Here is a 19,749-nt window from a genome sequence, read left to right as displayed (position 1 = left end):
ACCGTGGACGGCGAGATCCCCATCAGCGGGGCAAGCTGCCGCATCGTCAGGTTCGTCCGGTAGTACACCGCGATCATCAGCACCCGCTCAGCAAGCGGAAGCTTCCACGGCCTGCCCTCACCCGCATGATCACCACCCCGCCGCCGCACCACCCCGACGAGCCGGGCGAAACGCCCTGCCGGCAGGCCAGTGAACACCTCAACCCACTCCGCGCTCAGACCACGCAGCAACCCCATGCCCGCACAACGGCCAAACACGAGAAGAAGTTATGAAACATCTTTTAGGGCCTGAACGACATCAGGCCCCGGGCCACGTCCAGCGGTTACTGGACCTGGTCCTGGCTCGCGTTCACAGCCACAGCCGGGTACCTGCGCGGCGTGTACACCCGCCCGGCCTCCCACTGGGTCTGCGAGGAACCGACCAGCAGCAGGCAGCGCATGTCGACGTCGGCCGGGTCGAGGTCAGCCAGCCGGACCACCCTCACCGACTCCTCCGGCCCGCCGACGTCCCGGCCGATCACCACCGGGGTGTCCGCCGGGCGGTGCTCCAGGAGGATGTCCCGGGCCGTGCCGACCTGCCAGGTACGCGACTTCGAGGCCGGGTTGTAGATGGCGATCACCAGGTCGGCCTGCGCGGCGGCGCTGAGCCGCTGGGCGATGACCTCCCACGGCTTCAGGTACGTCGACAGCGACAGCACACAGAAGTCGTGGCCGAGGGGCGCGCCGACCCGGCTGGCCACGGCCTGCGCGGCCGTCAGGCCCGGTACGACGCGGACGGGCACGTCCTGCCACCTCGGCTCGGCGGCCACTTCGAGGACGGCGCTGGCCATCGCGAAGATGCCCGGGTCACCGGAGGACACGACCGCGACCCGGGAGCCGCGCGAGGCCAGGTCCAGGGCGAACTCGGCGCGCTCTGCCTCGACGCGGTTGTCGGAGGCGTGCCGCTTCTGCCGGGGGTTGACGGGCACCCGGTCGAGGTACGTGGTGTAGCCGACCAGCTCGTCGGCCGTGGTCAGGGCGGCGGCGGCTTCCGGGGTGAGCCAGTCGCGGCCGGCCGGCCCGAGCCCGACGACGACGACCTCGCCCTTGCGTTCCTCCACAGTGGAGGATTCGGGGAGGCCGCCGGTGGCCGGGGTGAGGCGGGAGGGCACGAGCGCCAGGGAGAAGTACGGCACCGTCGAGGGGTCCACTTCGGACAGCTGCTCGATCCGCTGCTTGTCCGTGGTGGCCCGCTCCACGTACACGGCCTCGGCGAGGCGGCCCGACTCGGCAAGCCCGGAACGGACGTTGCCGAAGGTCCGGCCGAGCTTCATCACGGCGGCGCAGTCCGTGTTCGCCAGGCGCTCGGCGAGCACGTCCGGCGGGAGGGTACCGGGCAGCACCGTCAGGATCTCGTTGCCCTCGACGAGCGGCCGGCCCGACACGGCTGCTGCCGCACTGATCGACGTGACGCCGGGGACGACCTCCGCCGGGTACCGGTGCGCGAGCCGCTTGTGCAGGTGCATGTAGGAGCCGTAGAACATCGGGTCGCCCTCGGCCAGCACGACGACCGTCCGGCCGGCGTCGAGGTGCTCGGCGAGCCGGGCTGCTGCGGCCTCGTAGAAGTCCTCGAGCGCGCCACGGTACCCGCCGGGGTGGTCGGTGGTCTCCGTCGTCACCGGGTACATCAGAAGCTCTTCGATCTGGCCGTTGCGCATGTACGGCGCGGCGACGGAGCGGGCGATGCTCCGGCCGTGGCGTGCGCTGTGGTACGCGATCACGTCGGCGGCACCGATCAGCCGGGCGGCCTTGACCGTGACCAGCTCGGGGTCGCCGGGGCCGAGGCCCACGCCGTACAGCATGCTCATTCCTCCTCGCTGGCCAGGGCGTTGATCGCCGCGGCCGTCATGGCGCTGCCGCCGCGGCGGCCCCGCACGACCAGGTACTCCAGGTCGGAGGCCGCCAGGGCCTCCTTCGACTCGGCGGCCCCGATGAACCCGACCGGGATGCCCAGCACGGCCGCAGGCCGGGGCGCGCCGCCGACGACCATCTCCAGCAGCCGGAAGAGCGAGGTCGGCGCGTTGCCGATCGCGACGACGGACCCGGCGAGCTTGTCCCGCCACAGTTCCATCGCCGCGGCGCTGCGCGTCGTGCCCAGCTCGGCCGCCAGGCCCGGCACCCGGGGGTCCTGGAGCGTGCACAGCACCTCGTTGTCCGCGGGCAGCCGCTTGCGGGTCACGCCAGAGGCGACCATGTTCGCGTCGCACAGGATCGGCGCGCCAGCCCGCAGCGCGGCCTTGCCAGCGGCCACGGCACCCGCCGACCAGGCCAGGTCGCGGACCAGGTCGGTCATGCCACAGGCGTGGATCATGCGGACGGCGACCTTGGCGACGTCGGCCGGTACACCGGAGAAGTCCGTCTCGGCGCGGATGGTGGCAAACGACTGCCGGTAGATCTCGGCGCCGTCCTTGATGTATGTCACTGTCCTGCCACCCTCCGTGCGGCGGTGATGTCCGCCGCGAGCTCCACTGCGCCAACCCCGTTGATCTCGTACCCGGCGTCCGTGGCCAGCACCTCCACGTGCGGCCCGGCCGGCGTGCCGCACCGCCGCCCGCACCCCGACCAGTGCACCGGAAGCCCGCCCGGAATCCCTTGGTGGGCAACGGCCGCGTCGCCGCGCACATCGGACAGTGCCTTGGCGCACCCCGGCTGCCCGGCGCACGACGTGACCCCGATCCACGGGGACTCCGGGTCGTCAATCAGTCCATGCTGGACAGCCGTACCCGGTTCGAGGTCGGGGATGATCAGGCCACGCCACGGCGTCACGATCAGGTCGTGCCCGGTGGGGGCCTGGCTGGCCTGGAACCGGCCCAGCGGAGCGAGCAGCCCGAGCGCCTCGCGGCCGTCGTTCCGGGCGATCCGGCCGACGAGACCCGGCCCTCCGCCGCCCGGCACGGACACCGGCGGCGTCACGGCGTGCACGATGGACACAATGGACGGCCGGAGGGTGAGCCGGTCGGCGACCCGGGCCGCGCCGTCGCGCAGCTCGGCCAGCCGCCAGGCCTTCGACCCCTGGGCCTCCCGCTCGGTCAGGAAGGCCAGCGCGGCGAGGACCATCGTGGCGGACACGGCGGCGGAGCGCATCCGCTGGCCGGTCGGCTCGCCGCCGAGGACCAGCACGAACTCGTCCGGCCCGGTCGCCAGGACCGCGACATCGGCGCCGAGGGCGCTCACGTCACCCCGGCCGTCGTCGATCGCGAACAGGAACCTGCCGGACAACTCGGCCAGCCGGGCGTTGAGCTGGAGACTGCGGTCCAGGGCCCGAGGCAGGCGGCGGACGTCGGCCAGGCCGCCGGCCACACCAGACAGCGGCGAGGCCAGGATGTTGCGGACCTTCTCGTGCGTACGGGAGGGCAGCAGCTCGGCCAGCCGGGCACCCAGCTCGGCCTCGGCACCCGGGGCGACCCCTCTGAGCTGGACGTTTCCGCGCGAGGTCAGCTCCAGCGCGCCATCGCCGAACTCCACGGCCGCGTCGAGCAGCGCCTGCCACTGACCGGCCGTGACCTGCCCGCCGGGCAGCCGGACCCGGACCAGCCCGCCATCGGCCGCCGGGTGCGGGATGAGCACTCCGGGGCAGTTGTCCGGCTTGGACCGGTCGGGCAGGGGCGACAGCACGCGGCGGATCCTACGGGGCGGAGGAATGTGCGGATGGCAGGGGGCGCGGCGCTGGTGGGCGGCGGGCAACTTGACGGCGGCGGGGCCAGACAGCAGAGTGAGGGCGCAACTATGCGGCGACAGGTGGAGGAAGCCGGTGCGAGTCCGGCGCGGTCCCGCCACTGTCACCGGGGAGCAAGCCTCACGATAGTCACTGCCCGTGTTGGGTGGGAAGGCTGAGGGGAGCGGCGATCCGGGAAGCCAGGAGACTCCCGTCGCCGCCGCCGTCGACCTGGGGCGCGGACCCCGGAGTGAGGACCTGCCGTGAGTGCTGCCGTCGTGCCTTCCGCTAGCCGCCTGTTGCTGCTGTCCACCTCCGACACCGACCTGCTCAGCGCCCGCGCCTCCGGTGCCGGGTACCGGCTGGCCAACCCCGCGCGGACGGCGGTCGAGGACGTGCCAGCCCTGCTGGACGGCGTGTCGCTCGTCGTGGTCCGGATCCTCGGTGGCCGCCGGGCTTGGGAGGAGGGGCTCGACCTCGTCCTCGCCTCCGGCCTCCCGGTCGCCGTCCTCGGTGGCGAGCAGGCCCCCGACGCCGAGCTGATGGAGCTGTCCACGGTGCCCAGCGGCGTCGTGGCCGAGACCCACCAGTACCTGGCGCACGGCGGAGCGGCGAACCTGGCCGAGCTGCACAACTTCCTCTCCGACACCGTCCTGCTGACCGGTAACGGCTTCGCTCCCCCGGCGGAGACGCCGGCCTGGGGCGTCCTCGACCGCACGCCCCGGGTGGAGTCCGGCCCGACGGTCGCCGTCCTGTACTACCGGGCGCACCATGTGGCGGGAAACACCTCGTTCGTCGAGACGCTGTGCGAGTCCATCGAGGACGCTGGCGGCCAGGCCCTTCCGGTGTACTGCGCCTCGCTCCGCTCAGCCCCCGCCGAGCTGCTGGAGACGCTGGGCCGGGCCGACGCGCTGATCGTCACGGTGCTCGCGGCCGGCGGCTCCAAGCCTGCCCTCGCCCAGGCCGGCGGGGACGACGACGCGTGGGACGTCGGGGCGCTCGCCGCGCTCGACGTGCCGATCCTCCAGGGCCTGTGCCTGACCAGCAGCCGCGAGGCGTGGGACGCCAACGACGACGGCCTGTCCCCGCTGGACACCGCGACCCAGGTCGCCGTGCCGGAGTTCGACGGCCGGATCATCACCGTCCCGTTCTCGTTCAAGGAGATCGACGGCGACGGCCTCACGGTGTACGTGGCCGACGCCGAGCGCGCCTCCCGGGTGGCGGGCATCGCCGTCCGGCACGCGAAGCTCCGGCACATCCCGGCGGCCGAGAAGAAGATCGCCATCATGCTCTCGGCGTACCCGACGAAGCACTCCCGGATCGGCAACGCCGTCGGCCTCGACACCCCGGCCAGCGTGGTCCGGCTGCTGAAGGCCATGCACGAGCGTGGCTACGACGTCGGTGACCTGCCGGGCGTGGCCAGCCAGGACGGCGACGCGCTGATCCACGCGCTGATCGCGGCCGGCGGCCAGGACCCGGACTGGCTCACCGAGGAGCAGCTCGAAGCGAACAAGGTCCGGATCCCGGCGGCCACGTACCAGCGGTTCTTCGACACGCTGCCGGCCGAGCTGCGCGAGGAGATGGAACAGCACTGGGGTCCGGCGCCCGGCACGCTCTTCGTCGACAACGGCGACATCGTCCTGGCCGCCCTCACCTCCGGCAACGTCGTCGTGGTCGTCCAGCCCCCGCGCGGCTTCGGTGAGAACCCGGTCGCCATCTACCACGACCCCGACCTGCCGCCGAGCCACCACTACCTGGCCGCGTACCGCTGGCTGGGCGAGGTCTTCGGCGCCGACGCCGTCGTGCACGTCGGCAAGCACGGCAACCTGGAGTGGCTGCCGGGCAAGACGCTGGGCCTGTCGGCCGGCTGCGGCCCCGACGCCGCCCTCGGTGACCTGCCGCTGATCTACCCGTTCCTGGTCAACGACCCGGGCGAGGGTACGCAGGCCAAGCGCCGCGCCCACGCCACCCTGGTCGACCATCTCGTCCCGCCGATGGCCCGCGCCGAGTCCTACGGCGACATCGCCCGGCTGGAGCAGCTGCTCGACGAGTACTCGAACATCGCGGCCCTCGACCCGGCCAAGCTGCCGGCGATCCGCGCCCAGATCTGGACGCTGATCCAGGCGGCCAAGCTCGACCACGACCTCGGTTTCGCCGACCGGCCGCACGACGCGGAGTTCGACGACTTCCTGCTGCACGTCGACGGCTGGCTGTGCGAGGTCAAGGACGTGCAGATCCGCGACGGCCTGCACATCCTGGGCGAGGCTCCGGAAGGCGAGGCCCGGGTCAGCCTGGTGCTGGCCATGCTGCGCGCCAAGCAGATGTGGGGCGGGCAGGTCGCGGCGCTGCCGGGTCTCCGCGAGGCCCTGGGTCTGTCCGAAGGGGACAGTGCCCGCGGCGACGTCGACGCGGTCGAGGAGCAGGCCCGGGCACTGGTCCAGGCGATGGAGGACCGTGGCTGGGACCCGGCGGCGGCCGGCGAGCTGGCCGAGGGCCTGGTCGCCGACGTGCTCCGGTTCGCGGCGACGGAGGTCGTGCCCCGGCTCGCGCGGACGACCGACGAGATGACGCACGTGCTGCACGCGCTCGACGGCGGGTACGTCCCGGCCGGGCCGAGCGGTTCGCCACTGCGCGGCCTGATCAACGTGCTGCCGACCGGCCGGAACTTCTACTCCGTCGACCCGAAGGCCGTGCCGAGCCGGCTGGCCTGGGAGACCGGGCAGGCGATGGCCGACTCGCTCCTCGCCAGGTACCGCGCCGACCACGGCGAATGGCCGAGCTCGGTGGGCCTGTCCGTCTGGGGCACCTCGGCGATGCGCACGGCCGGCGACGACATCGCCGAGGTACTGGCGCTGCTGGGCGTCCGCCCGCTGTGGGACGAGGCCTCCCGCCGGGTCAACGGGCTGGAGCCGATCCCGCTCGCGGAACTGGGCCGGCCCCGCATCGACGTGACCATCCGGATCAGCGGTTTCTTCCGGGACGCGTTCCCGCACGTGGTCGCGATGCTCGACGACGCGGTACGGCTGGTCGCCGGCCTCGACGAGGCGCCGGAGGACAACTTCGTCCGGGCGCACGTCGGTGCCGACCTCGCCGGGCACGGCGACGAGCGGCGGGCCACCATGCGGATCTTCGGCTCGAAGCCGGGCGCGTACGGCGCGGGCCTCCTCCAGCTCATCGACAGCCGCAACTGGCGCGACGACAAGGACCTCGCCGAGGTGTACGCGGTGTGGGGCGGCTTCGCCTACGGCCGCGGCCTCGACGGCGTGGCGGCCCGGCCGGACATGGAGACCGCGTACAAGCGGATCGCCGTCGCGGCCAAGAACACCGACACGCTCGAGCACGACATCGCGGACTCCGACGACTACTTCCAGTACCACGGCGGCATGATCGCCACGGTGCGGGCGCTGACCGGCAAGGCCCCGGAGGCCTACGTCGGCGACAGCACCCGGCCCGACGCCGTGCGCACCCGTACCCTCTCCGAGGAGACGGCCCGGATCTTCCGTGCCCGCGTCGTCAACCCGCGCTGGCTGGCCGCGATGCGCAGGCACGGCTACAAGGGCGCGTTCGAGCTGGCCGCCACGGTCGACTACCTGTTCGGCTTCGACGCGACGGCAGGCGTGGTCGCCGACTGGATGTACGAGAAGCTGACCGCCAGCTACGTCCTCGACCCGGAGAACCGCAAGTTCTTCGCCGACTCCAACCCGTGGGCGCTGCACGGCATCGCCGAGCGCCTGCTCGAAGCCGCCGACCGTGGCCTCTGGGAGCACCCGGAACCGGCGACCCTCGAAGCCCTCCGCCAGGCATACCTGGAAACCGAGGGCGACCTGGAGGGCGGCGAGCGTCCATGATCGTGGGACCCCTCACGTCGTTATAGCGACGTGAGGGGTCCCACGCGCTCGTCGTCCGGGGCGGAGTCACATCATCGGCATGCGCTCGCTGATCGCGATCAGGTTGCCCTCGGAGTCGTGGAACCAGGCCCCGCGGAACTCCTGGTCGACGGTGATGCTGTCCTTCGTCTTGAGGCCCGGCGTGTCGTAGTCCTCGAACTTCACGCCGTTGGCCTTCATCCGCCGCACCTCGGCGTCGAGGTCGTCGCACTCGAAGTTTGCCTGCGTGTGCGTGCCGCTCGGCTCCCCGGTGGACGGGAACAGCATGATCTTCGTGTGTTCCGCCAGCTCGTAGACCGCGCCGTCGTCGTTGTCCATGACCGGCTTGATGCCGAGGTTCTTCTCGTAGAAGGCCTTGGCCCGATTCATGTCCTTGGCCGGCAACGTGCCGAACACCCGCCCGGTGACTGTCATGAAAACCCCCTCCTCACCAGCTCGTGAGGGGCTTTCTCATTCTAGTCGCGCCAGGCCCGGCCGCCGGTGGCTCGCGCGATCGGCTGACTGGGCCGCCCTGATTTCGTACAATTTTCTTAAATAGGACAGAGGCCAGGGGAGTGCCCGATGGATCTCAGCTCCTTCTACGCGGTGGTGTCCGGCATCAACTTCACGCTGCTGGGCCTGTGGTGGGTCGCGGCCAAGGACCGGCCAGAGATGGCCGGGCGGGACGCCGCTGGCCGCCGGATGGCCTACCTGGTCTCGCTCCAGTTTCTCGTACCGGGCACGATGGCCCTCCTCGCCCAGGTCGCCCCGACCGTGCCGATGGTGTGGCGGGTGACGTTCACCTTCGCCGGGCTGGCCGGCGCGCTCGGCATCCTGCTGCTCGCCCCGGCGCTCGGCCGGGAGTCGGGGCAGTTCGGGGTGGCCAGGATGTTCCAGTGGGTGGCCGTGCCGGTGTACGTGCTGATCGCGGCCGTCGCCGGGCTGCCGGCCTTCGCGAACGCGATCCGGGGCGACCTGACCGCGCTCCAGGTCGAGGCGATCCTCTTCTGCGTCCTCACGTTCCTCGGGGTGCAGGCCGCGTGGGCTGTTGGCATGGCCCCGAGGGCCGCCGAGGCCGACAATAAGGAGGAAAGCTATCCCGGGAGGAACGGGAGGAAGCCATGAAGGCGAACGTTGGCGACCGGCTGATCGTCGAGGGAGCCCACACCGGGGACAAACGGCGAATCGGGACCATCACCGAGCTGAGGCATCCGGACGGCACCCCGCCGTACATGGTCCGCTGGGAGGACACCGGCGTGGAGGGCTTGGTCTACCCCGGCGTCGACTCGCACGTGGAGGCCACCGCGAAGTAGTGCGTGACATACTGGGCGGCTATGCGCAGTGAGATCGCCAGCGTGCCCGGGCATCCCGGGCGGGCCAATGAGGACTGGGCCGGCACCGGCCCTCGTACCGCCGTCGTCCTGGACGGCCTGACCGAGAGCGCCGAGACGGGCTGCCTGCACGGTACGCCGTGGTATGTCGAGCAGCTCGGCACGGCACTCCTCCGGCTCGCCGCCGACCCGGCCGTGGCCCTGCCCGAAGCGCTCTCCGGGGCGATCACGCACGTGGCCGGCCTGCACGGCGGCCAGTGCGACCTCGGCCATCCCGGTACACCTGCCTCGACTGTCGCTCTGCTGAGGACGGACGGCGCCGGATCGGCCGACTATCTCGTGCTCTCCGACGCCACGGTCGTGCTCGACCTGCCGGGCGAGGTCCGGGCGGTCAGCGACCCGGCCGTCGACGACCACTTCACCGCCCAGCAGGCCGGGGCCGCCACCGCCAGCGGCCTGAGCAGCCTGATCCAGGCCCAGCAGCAGATCCGCAACCAGCCCGGCGGGTACTGGGTCGCACAGGTCGACCCAGCGGCCGCCGGGCACGCCCACACCGGAACGGTGTCCGGGCTGCGCGGTGCGGCCCTGCTCTCGGACGGGGTGTCACTGCTGGTCACCGGGTTCGGGGCGCTGGAGTGGCACGAGCTGCTGGCCGTCGGGTACGCGCAGGGGCCGGGCGAGCTGATCGCGCGCACGCGGGCCTGCGAGGACGCCGATCCGGAGCGGGTGGCGCTGCCCCGGCACAAGCACCATGACGACGCCACCGCCGTGATCTGCCACCTGGGCGGCGGTTACTGAATACAGAGCCAGGTACGGTGCTCGGCCTTGGCCTGAAGCCCGTTGCCGGTCGCGACGACGGCGAGCTGGAAGGAGTTCTCCCCCGCGCCGGAGCAGTCCGGGATCAGCACCCGGTTGTACGTGGCCGGCACGTTGATCGTGGCCACCCAGTCCGTGCAGTTCTCCGAGGCCGCGTCGGAGCAGAACCGTTCGTGCCACAGGAAGACCGGCTGGTTGCCGAGCCCGGAGTGGACGGCGGTGAAGGCGTACTTCGCTTTCACCGTGATCACCCCCGGACCGCTGATCATGACACTCGGGCTGGCGGCGTGGGCCGGTACCGGGCCCAGGATCGCGGGGGTGAGGACGAGGGCCGCACCGAGCAGTGCGGTCGCGGCCCGGGGAAGAAACATCGAAGCAGGCATCGGCAGGCTCCCATCACCAACGGGTGAGCATGCCGGCACCATAGAACGCCGTCCGGCCACAAGGGACGATCGTGGCCAAGGATGGCGCGGCCGATCAGCGCACCGTAAGCGCCCGGCGCGCCGGATCCGCCGCTATGGGTACTAAGAGGTCCTAGCTCTCCTTGGCCAGGCCCTGGTCGATCCACGACCGGATGAGCGCCGACGGCTCCACGCCCCGCCGGGCGGCCGCCGCCTCGATCCGCGCGTCGGCGTCGGCTGTCAGCAGGATGCTCCGGTCGACGACAGTGCCCATGCCGGGCGCCGCGTACGCGAAGGTGATGCTGCCTGCCGCGATAGCCTCCACCACCTCGGCGTAATCGGATTCGTTCTCCATGTTCGTGCCTCCTCATCCCAGCATGAGCGCATCCGGCAGGGGCCGCCATACGCTCGGGCCGGGAGAATCAGAACGCCACCTCGCAGCGCGCCCGGGTGTCGCCGCCCGACCGGCCACGGCAGATGTCGAATCCGCTACCCGAGTCGATCGACTGCACGTCGTTGAAGCTGTCCCCGTGCAGGCCGTCCCGCCCGGAACCGCCGTCGAGCATGTCGTGGGCGCTCTCGCCGTACCCGGGCCCCGACACCGGGTTGTGGTCCCCGATCAGGTACTTGTCGTCGCCGGGACCGCCACTGATCATGTCGTTGCCGCCCCGGCCGGGGCCGACGGTGCCCGCGTAGGTGGCGTTGTCGCCGACCAGGTACACGTCGTCGCCGTCGCCGCCCTCGATGATGTCGTCGCCGCCCTCGCCCATGCTGGTCGCTCCGACGTTGTCGCCGGACGCCGAGTCCCTGCCGGAGCCGAGCTCGATCAGGTCGTCGCCGCCGTCGCCGTAGACCTCGCCGTCGCTGGCGCCGTTGTCCCCGGTGACGTTGTCGTCGCCGTCCCCGCCCTTGATCACGTCGTCGCCGCCCGGGCCACCGGCCTTGCCGCCGTGCCCGGCCGCGCGGTTGTCCCCGGTCAGCCGGTCGTTGCCGTCGCCGCCGATGACGAGGTCCTCCCCGCCGGCCGGCCAGACGTCACCCTCCTCGACGCGGATGTCGCCGACGATGATGTCGTCGCCCGGGCCGCCGTCGAGCTTGTCGTCGCCACGCCCGCCCTGGATCAGGTCGCCGCCGCCGAGCCCGCAGACGAGGTCGTCGCCGCCCTGGCCGTCGATCGCGTCCGGGCTGGCCGAGCCGACGATGACATCCGGGCCCGGGGTACCCGTGATCCAGCCGGCGCCCGTGATCGTCGCGGCCTTCCCGAAGCACCTCGGCGGCGCGGCGTGCGCTGGCACGGCCCCGAGGAACGCCGAAGCCGCCACCACGACCCCGGCAGTGAGAACCCGCAACGTACCGGTCACCTCGGCCCCCTTCCACAGGTGGCCGGAGCCGGCACCCGGCTCCGGACAGCACAGGCTGACGGTAACTGAGCGTTACTGTCACAGGGGGCCGATTGCCGCAAACCGCATCGATAGCCGCCGGGCGTGGACTCCACAGCGGATGGCACCGAGGAAACTCAGGTAGCGCGTACCGGATTCGAACCGGCGTCTCCCAGATGAAAGCCGGGTATCCTGACCCCTAGACCAACGCGCCTCAAGCATCGTGCTGTCCCCCGCCCGGGATTCGAACCCGGAACTGTCGCCTTAGAGGTCCTAACTCAATGACTGGCGGCGCTCTGGCGGCCCCAGAAGACGACCGGACTGCGCAGAATTCGAGGGCGGATACAACACCGGTATCCGCCCTCGAATTCTGCTTGCCGCTCGCCTCCTGGACCTCGCCATAGCACCACCGCCATTAAGTTAGGACCTCTTAGGACGGCGCCGCTCGGTCCTGTTGAGCCAGCGAGGGAAGTCCCGCCGCCAGGAGTCGAACCTGGCTGTGCCGATGTATCAGATCGGTGCCTTCACCGGTTGGCTACGGCGGGATTGGGGTCGGGACCCGGACCATCCCCCCGTGGGGGTCCAGGTCCCGCCGAGCGGCGGCGGGGACTCGAACCCCGTCCTTCTGGTTGGAAGCCAGATGCTCTGCCTGGTGAGCTACAGCCGCGTGCGAGATAATGGCGAATTCTGGCCGGCGAGAGAATGGTTTTCCTTCACCGGAGTTTCGTTTGCTGATTTCTTTTACCGGGAAACAAAAAGCCGCCTCCCGGCTGGCGGGCAGGCGGCGTGTGCGCTGGTGTGCGCTAGCCCCGCTGCCTGGCCAGAATGTGTTCCCTGCCTTCGATACCGCCACCGAACGCAATGCCACCGAGCGCGGCGAGGCGCTTGAGGTCGTGCATCGTGTGCCGGGTCATCGAAAGCTCCTGCTTCCAGGTCTGGTTCAGCGTGGACGGTCCTTGCTGATGCCGCCGACAGTACGGGCGGGCGAAGTGGCCGGGCAACCCATTAACAACCACGGCCGGGCGCCTTGATGATCATTACTCGGGCGACGATAAAGCTGGTACTGAAAGGTGGTTGGAAAGGGAGGAAGCCCATAGGATCACCGGGCATGAGATTCCAGCTTCTCGGCGAGGTCAGGTTCGAGGCTGGGGGCGAGCCGGTGGGGCTCGGCCGGAGGCAGGAGCGCTGCCTGCTCGGGCTGCTGTTACTGGAGACGCGGCGGGTCGTGCCGATCGACCGGCTGGCCGACCTGCTCTGGCACGGCAGTCCCCCGCTGTCGGGACGGGCCGCGATCCACACGTACACCGCGCGGCTGAGGCGGCTCCTGCGCCCGCACGGGCTGACCGTCGAGACGCGCGGCGGCGGGTACCTGATGGACGTGCCACCCGAGCTGGTCGACGTCCACCTGTTCACAGCGGCCCTCGCCGAGGCGCAGCGGACGCCAGCCCCGCAGGCCCGGCTGTCCAAACTGGAGGAAGCGGTCGCGTACTGGCGTGGCCCGCTGCTGGCCGACGTCGCCGACGACCTGCTGAGGGAGCGGGTCGGTTCCGGGCTGGAGGACCTGCGCTTCACGGCCCTGGAGTTGCGGGCACAGTCCTTGCTGGACACTGGCAGGCAGCACGAGGCGGTCAGCCTGCTCAAGACCCTCGCCGCAGCCCATCCGGCCAGGGAGGGACTCGCCGGGCTGCTGATGCGCGCGCTGTACGACACCGGCAGGCAGGCCGAGGCCCTGGCCACGTACCGGACGACCCGGGAGCTGCTCGCCACCGACCTCGGCCTCGAACCCAGCCCGGCGCTGCGCGAGCTGCACCACAGGATGCTGCTGGGCGACGTGGCCCCGCCGGAGCCGGCCGCCCAGCCGAGCCCGCGCCGGTACCTGCCACGGGCCGTACCGGACTTCACCGGCCGGGAGTCCGAGCTGAGCTGGCTCGACGGGGCGGTGGCCGGGCCGTCGGCCGTCGCGGTGATCTCGGCTGTCGCCGGGGCTGGTGGCGTGGGGAAGACAGCGCTGGCCGTCCACTGGGGACAGCAGTCGGCGAGCCGGTTCCCCGATGGCCAGTTCTATCTGGACCTGCGCGGGTACGGTTCGGGTGTGCCGCTCAGCTCTGCCGAGGCGCTGCACCAGCTGCTGCTGATGGCTGGGGTGCGCGCCGACGCGCTCCCGGCCGGGGCTGAGGAAGCCGCGGCGATGTTCCGCCGGGTGCTCGCCGGCCAGCGGGTGCTGGTCATCCTCGACAACGCGCGCTCCGCCGAGCAGGTACGCCCGCTGCTGCCGGGCAGCCCGGAGGCCGCCGTCGTCGTGACCAGCCGCGATCGGCTGGGCGGGCTGGTGGTCAGGGAGGGTGCGCGCCGGATCGATCTCGGTACCCTGTCGCGGGCCGACGCGGCTGGCCTGCTCGGTACGCTGCTCGGCCCTGGGCGGGCAGGCGCGCAGGCCGGGGTGCTGGCCGGGCTGGCCGAGGCGTGCGGCCGGTTCCCGCTCGCGCTGCGGATCGCCGCCGCGAACCTGGCCGAGGACGCCCGCGCGACCGTCCAGTCCTACACCGCGTCTCTCGCGCGTGACGGCCGGGTGGGAGCGCTGCGCGTGGACGGGGATCCCGCGAGTGCTGTCGAGGCGGTGTTCGGGCTCAGTCTCGCCTGGCTCAGCCCGGCCGGCCTGCTGCTCTTCCGGCGGATCGGGTTGCTGCCGGTGGCGAGCCTGCGCGACTGGGTGGCCACGGCGCTGCTCGGCGGGGAGGCGGCCGGGGGTCTGGCGGAGCTGGTCGAGGCCTCCCTGATCACGGCGACGCGCGAAAACCAGTACGCGGTGCATGACCTGGTTCAGGAGTACGCAGCAGGTCTGTCCACTCCGGACGATCAGGCGGCGCTCCGGCGGTGCTACGAGACGCTGCTGGGGCTCGCGGTCGCTGCGGATCGGCAGTTGGCCAGCAGGCATTTCCCGGTACCCGACGCGCCGCTGGACACCGAGCTGCCCGCCGACCCGCTCGTGTGGCTCGCGGCCGAGCAGAGTTTTGTGGCTGCGGCAGCCGTGGACTCCGCAGCCCGTGGCTGGACGGAACTCGCCTGCGACCTGCTGTCCGCCGTCGCGAACTTCGCCGGGAACCCCGACTACATCGGCACGTGGACCGAGGCGGCGGAACACGTACTCGGCGCGGCTGGAGCGGGAGCGCCCGGCCGGGGGCCGCTGCTCCTGGCGCTCGGCGGCCTGCGCCGGGCTCGCGGGCACAACACGACGGCACTGCCCATGCTGCGCGAGGCCCGCCGCGTCCTGGCGCGGACCGGCCAGGTCCTGCTCGCCGGGGTGGCCGCCACGCAGCTGGGCATGGCATACCGGATGACCCGGCAGGTACGGGCGGCCAGTGCCGCGAGCGCGTGGGCGATCGGCCACCTCCGCGGGTACCCGGAATCAGCGCAGCTGGGCTGGGCACACCTGGCCCGCGGCACCCTCCGTCACGAGATCACGCCTGGCGACGAGCAGGCATGCAACGACCACGAGGAAGCACTGGCGATCTTTCGCCGGACAGGCGACCGGGCCGGCGAGGCGAACGCGCTCTCCCGGATCGCCCAGAGCCTGAACAGAGCCGGCCGGCACCGGGAGGCCGCCGCCCGGTTCGAGGAGTCGTGCCAGGTACTCGCCGGGTTCGGCGAGCCGGTCTTCGGCAGCGTCACCGGCTGCCACCTGGCCAGGACCTGGCTGAAGGTCGGGGACATCGCGGCGGCGTGGCGGAGCGCGAGCGACGCGCTGGCGCTGGCCCGGAGTGCGGACGACGCCCGGGCGCTGCGCGACGCGCTGTCCCTGGCAGGTGAGATCGCGCTCAGCCGCTCCGACCCGCCGACAGCGCTCGCGATGTTCACCGAGGCGGCCGGCCTGGCCAGGACGCTGCAGCCGCCGACCTTCCTGCCCAGGATCCTGCAGTACCTCGCGCGGGCCCACGCCGGCCTCGGCGACTTCGAGGCCGCGGCGCTGACCGGGCGCGAGGCCGCGGCACGGTACGCCGAGGCGGACATGCTGGACCAGCACGAGGAGGTGAACCGGTGGCTGTCCACACTGGACGCCTGATCGATCGCGGTAAGGCACTGGTAAGGCGGCGGCCATAGCGTCTGGGCATCGCGGTCGCACGGGGCGATCGCAGGCTGTGACCAGGAGGTTCACATGTCGAAGACCTTCCGCGCCGTGGCACTGGCCGGGGTGCTGAGCGCCGCGGCGCTGGCCGTCCCGCAGGCCGCCCAGGCCGCCCCGACCCAGGGCTGCCAGGACTGGGACTATCCGACGTCCCGCTCGTATCAGATCCGTTGCTTCATCCACAACATGGACCACGCGCGAGCGGCCGTCCGCTGCCTCGACAGGTTCGGCAATGTGGTCACCGAGCGCTACGGCACCACCGTCACGGTCGGCGACTCCGTCGCCACCTGCCCGTGGGGGACCGTCGCCGCGTGGGGCTACGTCGACTACAGCGTCTGATGATCCAGCAGGCGGCTGGTGCGGTCCCGTTTCGCCCGGCACCGCACCAGCCGCCGTCTCGACGCGAGCCCGGGTTTCCAATATGTACGAAAATCAATAAAAATTGTCTGCACCTGGTATTACTGGTCGAGAGCCATCATCGGCGGCCTCCTCGATCGGCAGGTGTATGCAGATGACCAGGTCGGTGGAACGCGCTGAGGAGTCCTCACAGCCAGCGGAGTCCTCGCAGCCCTCGCAGGTCAGCCTGAGCACGGCGGCTGCGCGCAACCTGGCGACGACGACCAAGTCTGTGCCGCAGATGCAGGAGATCAGCTCGCGTTGGCTGCTGCGGATGCTGCCGTGGGTGCGGGTCGGCAGCGGCACGTACCGGGTGAACCGCCGGCTCAGCTACCTGATCGGTGACGGCCGGGTGACGTTCACGCAGGCCGGTGCCGAGGTTCGCGTGGTACCGGCCGAGCTCGGCGAGCTGGCGCTGCTGCGCGGCTTCGACGACGCCGGAGTGCTCGACGAGCTGGCGGGCAGGTTCGGCCAGCACGAGTACGAGGCGGGCCAGGTCATCACCGAGTTCGGCTCGGTGGCCGACCACGTGTATCTGATCGCGTACGGCAAGGTCAGCAAGACCGGCGTCGGGGAGTACGGCAATCCGGTGCAGCTCGCGGTGCTGTCCACCGGGGAGTTCTTCGGCGACCAGTCGCTGCTCGAGGACCAGAGCATCTGGGAGTTCACCGCCACGGCGATGACGGCCGTGACGGTGCTGGCTCTCCCCCGGCAGGCGTTCACGCAGCTCACCGAGCGGTCGGAGTCGCTGCGTGCCCACGTGGAGCAGCATCGGGCCAAGGCCAGCCTGCCGCAGAACAAGCACGGCGAGGCGGCGATCGACCTGTCAGCCGGCCACATCGGCGAGCCGGTGCTGCCGAGCACGTTCGTCGACTACGAGCTGGCGCCGCGCGAGTACGAGCTGAGCGTCGCCCAGACGGTGCTCCGGGTGCACACCCGGGTCGCCGATCTCTACAACGAGCCGATGAACCAGCTCGACCAGCAGTTACGGCTGACGATCGAGGCACTACGGGAACGCCAGGAGCACGAGCTGGTGAACAACCGCGAGTTCGGGCTGCTGCACAACGCGGATCCCCGCCAGCGCATCCACACCCGCACCGGCCCGCCCACGCCCGACGACATGGACGAGCTGCTGTGCATGCGGCGCGGCACGAAGCTGTTCCTCGCGCATCCGAAGGCGATCGCCGCGTTCTTCCGTGAGTGCACCCATCGCGGGATCTACCCGGAGCCGGCGGAGTTGCACGGCCACAACGTGCCCGCCTGGCGGGGCGTGCCGATCCTCCCGTGCGGCAAGATCCCGATCTCGAACGGCCACACCTCGCACATCCTCGCGATGCGTACCGGGGAGGACGAGCAGGGTGTGGTCGGGCTGCACCAGACGGGCATCCCCGACGAGTACGAGGAGAGCCTGACCGTGAAGTTCATGGGCATCGACGAGCGGGCGATCATGTCGTACCTCGTCACGGCCTACTACTCGCAGGCGGTCCTCGTCCCGGACGCGCTCGGCATCCTCGACAGCGTCGAGCTGTCGTACTACCGCGACTAGCGACGGGAGGAAACCGTGTCGCTCCTGTCGCGGGTGAGCGCGCCCGCAGCGGTCCCGGAACTGGCCGATCTCGTCGCAGGGCTGCTGTCCCATGCCAGCCGCCGCTCACAGGAAGGCCAGCCGGAAGGCCAGCAGGAAGGTCTTCAACACCGGGTACTGCACGGGCCGGTGGGGCTGGGCACGGCTTCGGCCAGGTTTCCTCCTGCTGGGCCGGCTGTCCTTCCTGTTCCCCCCGCGCGGCATGCGGAGAGCGGGACGGAGTCGCCACAGCCGCCGTCAGGGCCGACCGGGCTGGGTACCAGTTCGCTGAGGGTGACGGCACCGGCTCGCAGGCAGCGCGTACCCGAGCTGTACTGCCCGCCACCGCTGCGCGACGACCCCGCGCTGGCGGAGGAAGTCAACGACCGGCTCATCGGCTGGGCCGCGGAAACAGGCATCTACCCGGGACGGCTCGACCAGCTCCGGTCAACCAGCTTCGGCCGGTTCATCATGCTCACCCACCCCGACACCGACGACGCCGACCGGCTGCTCGCCGCCGCGAAGTGCGCGGTCGCCGAGTGGGCAGCCGACGACCACTACTGCGACGACGAGTCGGCCGGTTCGCGCCCTGCCGTACTGGCCGCGCGGCTCGGCGTCGCCTACGCGGCGGCGGACCCCGCGCAGATGCCGGCCCGGTACCGGCAGGACCTGGAACAGCAGATGCTCGGCGATCCGGTGCGGGTCGCGCTGCGGTCGGGCATCGCGCACCTGAGCAGGTACGCCAGCCACGCCCAGGTGAACCGGCTGCGCCACGAGCTGGCCATGCTGTTCGTGGCCTTCGACGCCGAGGCGTCCTGGCGGGCCACCGGCCACACGCCGGCCGTCGTCGAGTACCTGATCCACCGGCAGCAGAACAGCTTCCTGCCCTGCATCGGCGCCATCGACGCGATCGGCGGCTACGAGGTGCCGGCGGAGGCGTACGCCCACCCGCGGGTACGCGGCCCGGTCCTGAAAGCCGCGCTGGCCGCCACCCTCGTCAACGACCTGTACTCGCTGGCCAGGCAGAGCACGTCGAACGGCGCCGACTTCGATCTGCCATCGATCATCGCGGCCCAGGAGGGCTGTTCGCTGGCCGAGGGCGTGGCCAGAACCGTGGACATCCACGACGAGCTGGTCCGCGACTTCGAGACCGAAGCGGCGGTGCTGGCGGCGGACGGCTCCCCTGCGGTACTCAGATTCATGGCCGGCGTGTGGGCCTGGCTCGGCGGAAACCTGGCCTGGCACAGCAGCAGCGAACGCTACGGCTGAACCGAGCGGGCTATGGCTTGGAGCCTGGCCGGGGCTGCTGGTCGAACCGGGGGCCGCCGGGCACCTCACCCGGCAGGAACTCCTGGTTGAGCCCGTCCGAACCGTGCTCGGCCGACCCGGCGAACGGGTCACTGCGCCGCTTGCTCACGACGACGAAGATCAGCAGGGCGAGGCCGAGAACGGCCAGCACGCCCATCAACAGGTACGGCCTCATGATCACTCCCCGTGGTAGGCCCGGTCAGGCCTGGTCAGCACAGGATAAGTGCAGGTCACTCCGGGCACCGGAGGCCGGGGCCTGCCCGATCCAGCGCGCCGCCCAACCACCCCTGCCTACGGCGGTCATCTGGTCACCGTCAAAACGATCTCTGGGCCGTCCCTGGGCCGCGGGGCCGTCGCTGGGCCGTCAAACGACCACCAAGAATACCGACCGGCAGCCAACAGCTCCCTGCCCTAGATTGCGGCTGTGAGCTGGGATGGGGCGGACGAGTCGGCCTGTACGCCGGGTTCTGTTCCTGGGGCTTGCCCAGGTGGCGGTCATCCATCTACGCCAGCCGTCGCCGGATGGCTCTAGCGGTCTACCCGCGAGCTCGGGCGGGCAGCCCTCAGACACTCGCGCGGGCCCGGAGGCCCTTTTTGACCTTGCTCCGGGTGGGGTTTACCGAGCCGCCCCGGTCACCCGGGGCGCTGGTGGGCTCTTACCCCACCGTTTCACCCTTACCCCTCGAGAGGGGCGGTTTGTTTTCTGTGGCACTGTCCCGCGGGTCGCCCCGGGTTGCCGTTAGCAACCACCCTGCCCTGTGGAGCCCGGACGTTCCTCGGTACCCGCCTGGTGTGACCCAGTGGGTAACGCGACCGCCCGGCCGGCTCGTCCGCCGTACCGACTAGCTTAGTTGGCATGACGATCACGGTGC

The 19,749-nt window shown here is 71.2% G+C and carries 17 protein-coding genes, 3 tRNA genes, 1 other RNA gene and 1 riboswitch; of the genes, 8 read left to right on the top strand and 13 right to left on the bottom strand.

Annotation, left to right across the window (positions count from 1 at the left end):
- The 4 genes from A3G1_RS0110845 to A3G1_RS34250 all read right to left on the bottom strand — a co-directional run.
- Positions 1-236: helix-turn-helix domain-containing protein (locus tag A3G1_RS0110845; RefSeq protein ID WP_026212014.1), on the bottom strand; the 236-nt coding region annotated here is incomplete at its 3' end.
- An 86-nt stretch (positions 237-322) separates the two neighbouring features.
- A complete protein-coding gene (locus A3G1_RS34255; RefSeq protein ID WP_018349497.1) occupies positions 323-1,846 on the bottom strand; it encodes a precorrin-2 C(20)-methyltransferase in 1,524 nt (507 codons plus the stop codon).
- Positions 1,843-2,460 (bottom strand): precorrin-8X methylmutase, encoded by a 618-nt coding sequence (locus A3G1_RS0110835; protein ID WP_018349496.1) that lies wholly within the window; start codon positions 2,458-2,460, stop codon positions 1,843-1,845. Before A3G1_RS0110835 ends, A3G1_RS34255 begins: the two co-directional genes overlap by 4 nt.
- Positions 2,457-3,653 (bottom strand): hypothetical protein, encoded by a 1,197-nt coding sequence (locus A3G1_RS34250; RefSeq protein ID WP_018349495.1) that lies wholly within the window; start codon positions 3,651-3,653, stop codon positions 2,457-2,459. The genes A3G1_RS0110835 and A3G1_RS34250 overlap by 4 nt, the downstream gene beginning before the upstream one ends.
- 126 nt (positions 3,654-3,779) lie before the next feature.
- Positions 3,780-3,904, top strand: a riboswitch (cobalamin riboswitch).
- A gap of 67 nt (positions 3,905-3,971) precedes the next feature.
- On the opposite strand from A3G1_RS34250, the gene cobN reads away from it, so the two are divergent.
- Positions 3,972-7,541 (top strand): cobaltochelatase subunit CobN, encoded by a 3,570-nt coding sequence (gene cobN / locus A3G1_RS0110825; protein ID WP_211216278.1) that lies wholly within the window; start codon positions 3,972-3,974, stop codon positions 7,539-7,541.
- A gap of 66 nt (positions 7,542-7,607) precedes the next feature.
- Here the strand turns inward: cobN and A3G1_RS0110820 are convergent, their stop codons facing one another.
- Complete coding sequence (locus A3G1_RS0110820; protein ID WP_018349493.1) at positions 7,608-7,994, bottom strand: VOC family protein; 387 nt, start codon at positions 7,992-7,994, stop codon at positions 7,608-7,610.
- A gap of 147 nt (positions 7,995-8,141) precedes the next feature.
- Between A3G1_RS0110820 and A3G1_RS0110815 the strand changes: the two genes are divergently transcribed.
- From A3G1_RS0110815 to A3G1_RS0110805, 3 genes are read left to right on the top strand one after another with little or no spacing between them, the layout of a single operon-like run.
- Positions 8,142-8,684 carry a hypothetical protein gene (locus A3G1_RS0110815; RefSeq protein ID WP_018349492.1) on the top strand — a complete coding sequence of 181 codons (543 nt, stop codon included), beginning with the start codon at positions 8,142-8,144 and terminating at the stop codon, positions 8,682-8,684.
- Positions 8,681-8,872: a DUF1918 domain-containing protein gene (locus A3G1_RS0110810; protein ID WP_018349491.1), complete on the top strand. Its 192-nt coding sequence runs from the start codon at positions 8,681-8,683 to the stop codon at positions 8,870-8,872. The genes A3G1_RS0110815 and A3G1_RS0110810 overlap by 4 nt, the downstream gene beginning before the upstream one ends.
- Positions 8,873-8,893: 21 nt before the next feature.
- Positions 8,894-9,688, top strand: coding sequence for a hypothetical protein (locus A3G1_RS0110805; protein ID WP_018349490.1), 795 nt, complete (start codon positions 8,894-8,896; stop codon positions 9,686-9,688).
- On the opposite strand, the gene A3G1_RS0110800 is transcribed toward A3G1_RS0110805, so the two are convergent.
- From A3G1_RS0110800 to A3G1_RS0110775, 6 genes are all read right to left on the bottom strand, one after another.
- Positions 9,682-10,089 carry a hypothetical protein gene (locus tag A3G1_RS0110800; protein WP_018349489.1) on the bottom strand — a complete coding sequence of 136 codons (408 nt, stop codon included), beginning with the start codon at positions 10,087-10,089 and terminating at the stop codon, positions 9,682-9,684. The two genes, A3G1_RS0110805 and A3G1_RS0110800, sit on opposite strands and share 7 nt — an antisense overlap.
- Before the next feature lie 151 nt (positions 10,090-10,240).
- Entirely contained in the window at positions 10,241-10,462 is a 222-nt protein-coding gene (locus tag A3G1_RS0110795; RefSeq protein WP_018349488.1) for a hypothetical protein, read from the bottom strand.
- Between the two features lie 67 nt (positions 10,463-10,529).
- A complete protein-coding gene (locus A3G1_RS34245; RefSeq protein WP_018349487.1) occupies positions 10,530-11,468 on the bottom strand; it encodes a calcium-binding protein in 939 nt (312 codons plus the stop codon).
- Positions 11,469-11,628: 160 nt separating this feature from the next.
- Positions 11,629-11,700: transfer RNA gene (locus A3G1_RS0110785), tRNA-Glu, on the bottom strand.
- Between the two features lie 258 nt (positions 11,701-11,958).
- Positions 11,959-12,031: transfer RNA gene (locus A3G1_RS0110780), tRNA-Ile, on the bottom strand.
- A 50-nt stretch (positions 12,032-12,081) separates the two neighbouring features.
- Positions 12,082-12,153 (bottom strand) — tRNA-Gly (locus A3G1_RS0110775).
- Between the two features lie 441 nt (positions 12,154-12,594).
- On the opposite strand from A3G1_RS0110775, the gene A3G1_RS34240 reads away from it, so the two are divergent.
- The 4 genes from A3G1_RS34240 to A3G1_RS0110750 all read left to right on the top strand — a co-directional run bounded on the left by A3G1_RS34240 (position 12,595) and on the right by A3G1_RS0110750 (position 18,838).
- Positions 12,595-15,546 carry an AfsR/SARP family transcriptional regulator gene (locus A3G1_RS34240; RefSeq protein WP_018349485.1) on the top strand — a complete coding sequence of 984 codons (2,952 nt, stop codon included), beginning with the start codon at positions 12,595-12,597 and terminating at the stop codon, positions 15,544-15,546.
- Between the two features lie 93 nt (positions 15,547-15,639).
- Positions 15,640-15,948 carry a hypothetical protein gene (locus tag A3G1_RS0110760; RefSeq protein ID WP_018349484.1) on the top strand — a complete coding sequence of 103 codons (309 nt, stop codon included), beginning with the start codon at positions 15,640-15,642 and terminating at the stop codon, positions 15,946-15,948.
- 172 nt (positions 15,949-16,120) lie between these two features.
- Positions 16,121-17,551 (top strand): family 2B encapsulin nanocompartment shell protein, encoded by a 1,431-nt coding sequence (locus A3G1_RS0110755; protein ID WP_018349483.1) that lies wholly within the window; start codon positions 16,121-16,123, stop codon positions 17,549-17,551.
- A gap of 15 nt (positions 17,552-17,566) precedes the next feature.
- Positions 17,567-18,838, top strand: a complete 1,272-nt coding sequence (locus A3G1_RS0110750; RefSeq protein WP_026212012.1) for a family 2 encapsulin nanocompartment cargo protein terpene cyclase — start codon at positions 17,567-17,569, stop codon at positions 18,836-18,838.
- A gap of 10 nt (positions 18,839-18,848) precedes the next feature.
- On the opposite strand, the gene A3G1_RS0110745 is transcribed toward A3G1_RS0110750, so the two are convergent.
- Together A3G1_RS0110745 and rnpB are read right to left on the bottom strand one after the other, a co-directional pair.
- Positions 18,849-19,052, bottom strand: coding sequence for a hypothetical protein (locus tag A3G1_RS0110745; protein WP_157641050.1), 204 nt, complete (start codon positions 19,050-19,052; stop codon positions 18,849-18,851).
- A gap of 265 nt (positions 19,053-19,317) precedes the next feature.
- Positions 19,318-19,706, bottom strand: an RNA gene (rnpB, locus tag A3G1_RS38405) — RNase P RNA component class A.
- Positions 19,707-19,749 lie beyond the last annotated feature (43 nt).

Source organism: Longispora albida DSM 44784, from assembly GCF_000379825.1.
Lineage (GTDB): Bacteria > Actinomycetota > Actinomycetes > Mycobacteriales > Micromonosporaceae > Longispora > Longispora albida.
The sequence above is the reverse complement of the archived record's forward strand: the minus strand, read 5'-3'. Positions and strand labels throughout refer to the sequence as shown.

Coding starts and splice junctions, on each gene's coding strand:
- A3G1_RS0110800 (WP_018349489.1), bottom strand. CDS start 10,089: ATGCCTGCTTCGATGTTTCTTCCCCGGGCCGCGACCGCACTGCTCGGT.
- A3G1_RS0110820 (WP_018349493.1), bottom strand. CDS start 7,994: ATGACAGTCACCGGGCGGGTGTTCGGCACGTTGCCGGCCAAGGACATG.
- A3G1_RS0110815 (WP_018349492.1), top strand. CDS start 8,142: ATGGATCTCAGCTCCTTCTACGCGGTGGTGTCCGGCATCAACTTCACG.
- A3G1_RS0110810 (WP_018349491.1), top strand. CDS start 8,681: ATGAAGGCGAACGTTGGCGACCGGCTGATCGTCGAGGGAGCCCACACC.
- A3G1_RS34240 (WP_018349485.1), top strand. CDS start 12,595: ATGAGATTCCAGCTTCTCGGCGAGGTCAGGTTCGAGGCTGGGGGCGAG.
- A3G1_RS34255 (WP_018349497.1), bottom strand. CDS start 1,846: ATGAGCATGCTGTACGGCGTGGGCCTCGGCCCCGGCGACCCCGAGCTG.
- A3G1_RS0110795 (WP_018349488.1), bottom strand. CDS start 10,462: ATGGAGAACGAATCCGATTACGCCGAGGTGGTGGAGGCTATCGCGGCA.
- A3G1_RS0110755 (WP_018349483.1), top strand. CDS start 16,121: ATGACCAGGTCGGTGGAACGCGCTGAGGAGTCCTCACAGCCAGCGGAG.
- A3G1_RS0110760 (WP_018349484.1), top strand. CDS start 15,640: ATGTCGAAGACCTTCCGCGCCGTGGCACTGGCCGGGGTGCTGAGCGCC.
- A3G1_RS0110805 (WP_018349490.1), top strand. CDS start 8,894: ATGCGCAGTGAGATCGCCAGCGTGCCCGGGCATCCCGGGCGGGCCAAT.
- A3G1_RS0110745 (WP_157641050.1), bottom strand. CDS start 19,052: ATGAGGCCGTACCTGTTGATGGGCGTGCTGGCCGTTCTCGGCCTCGCC.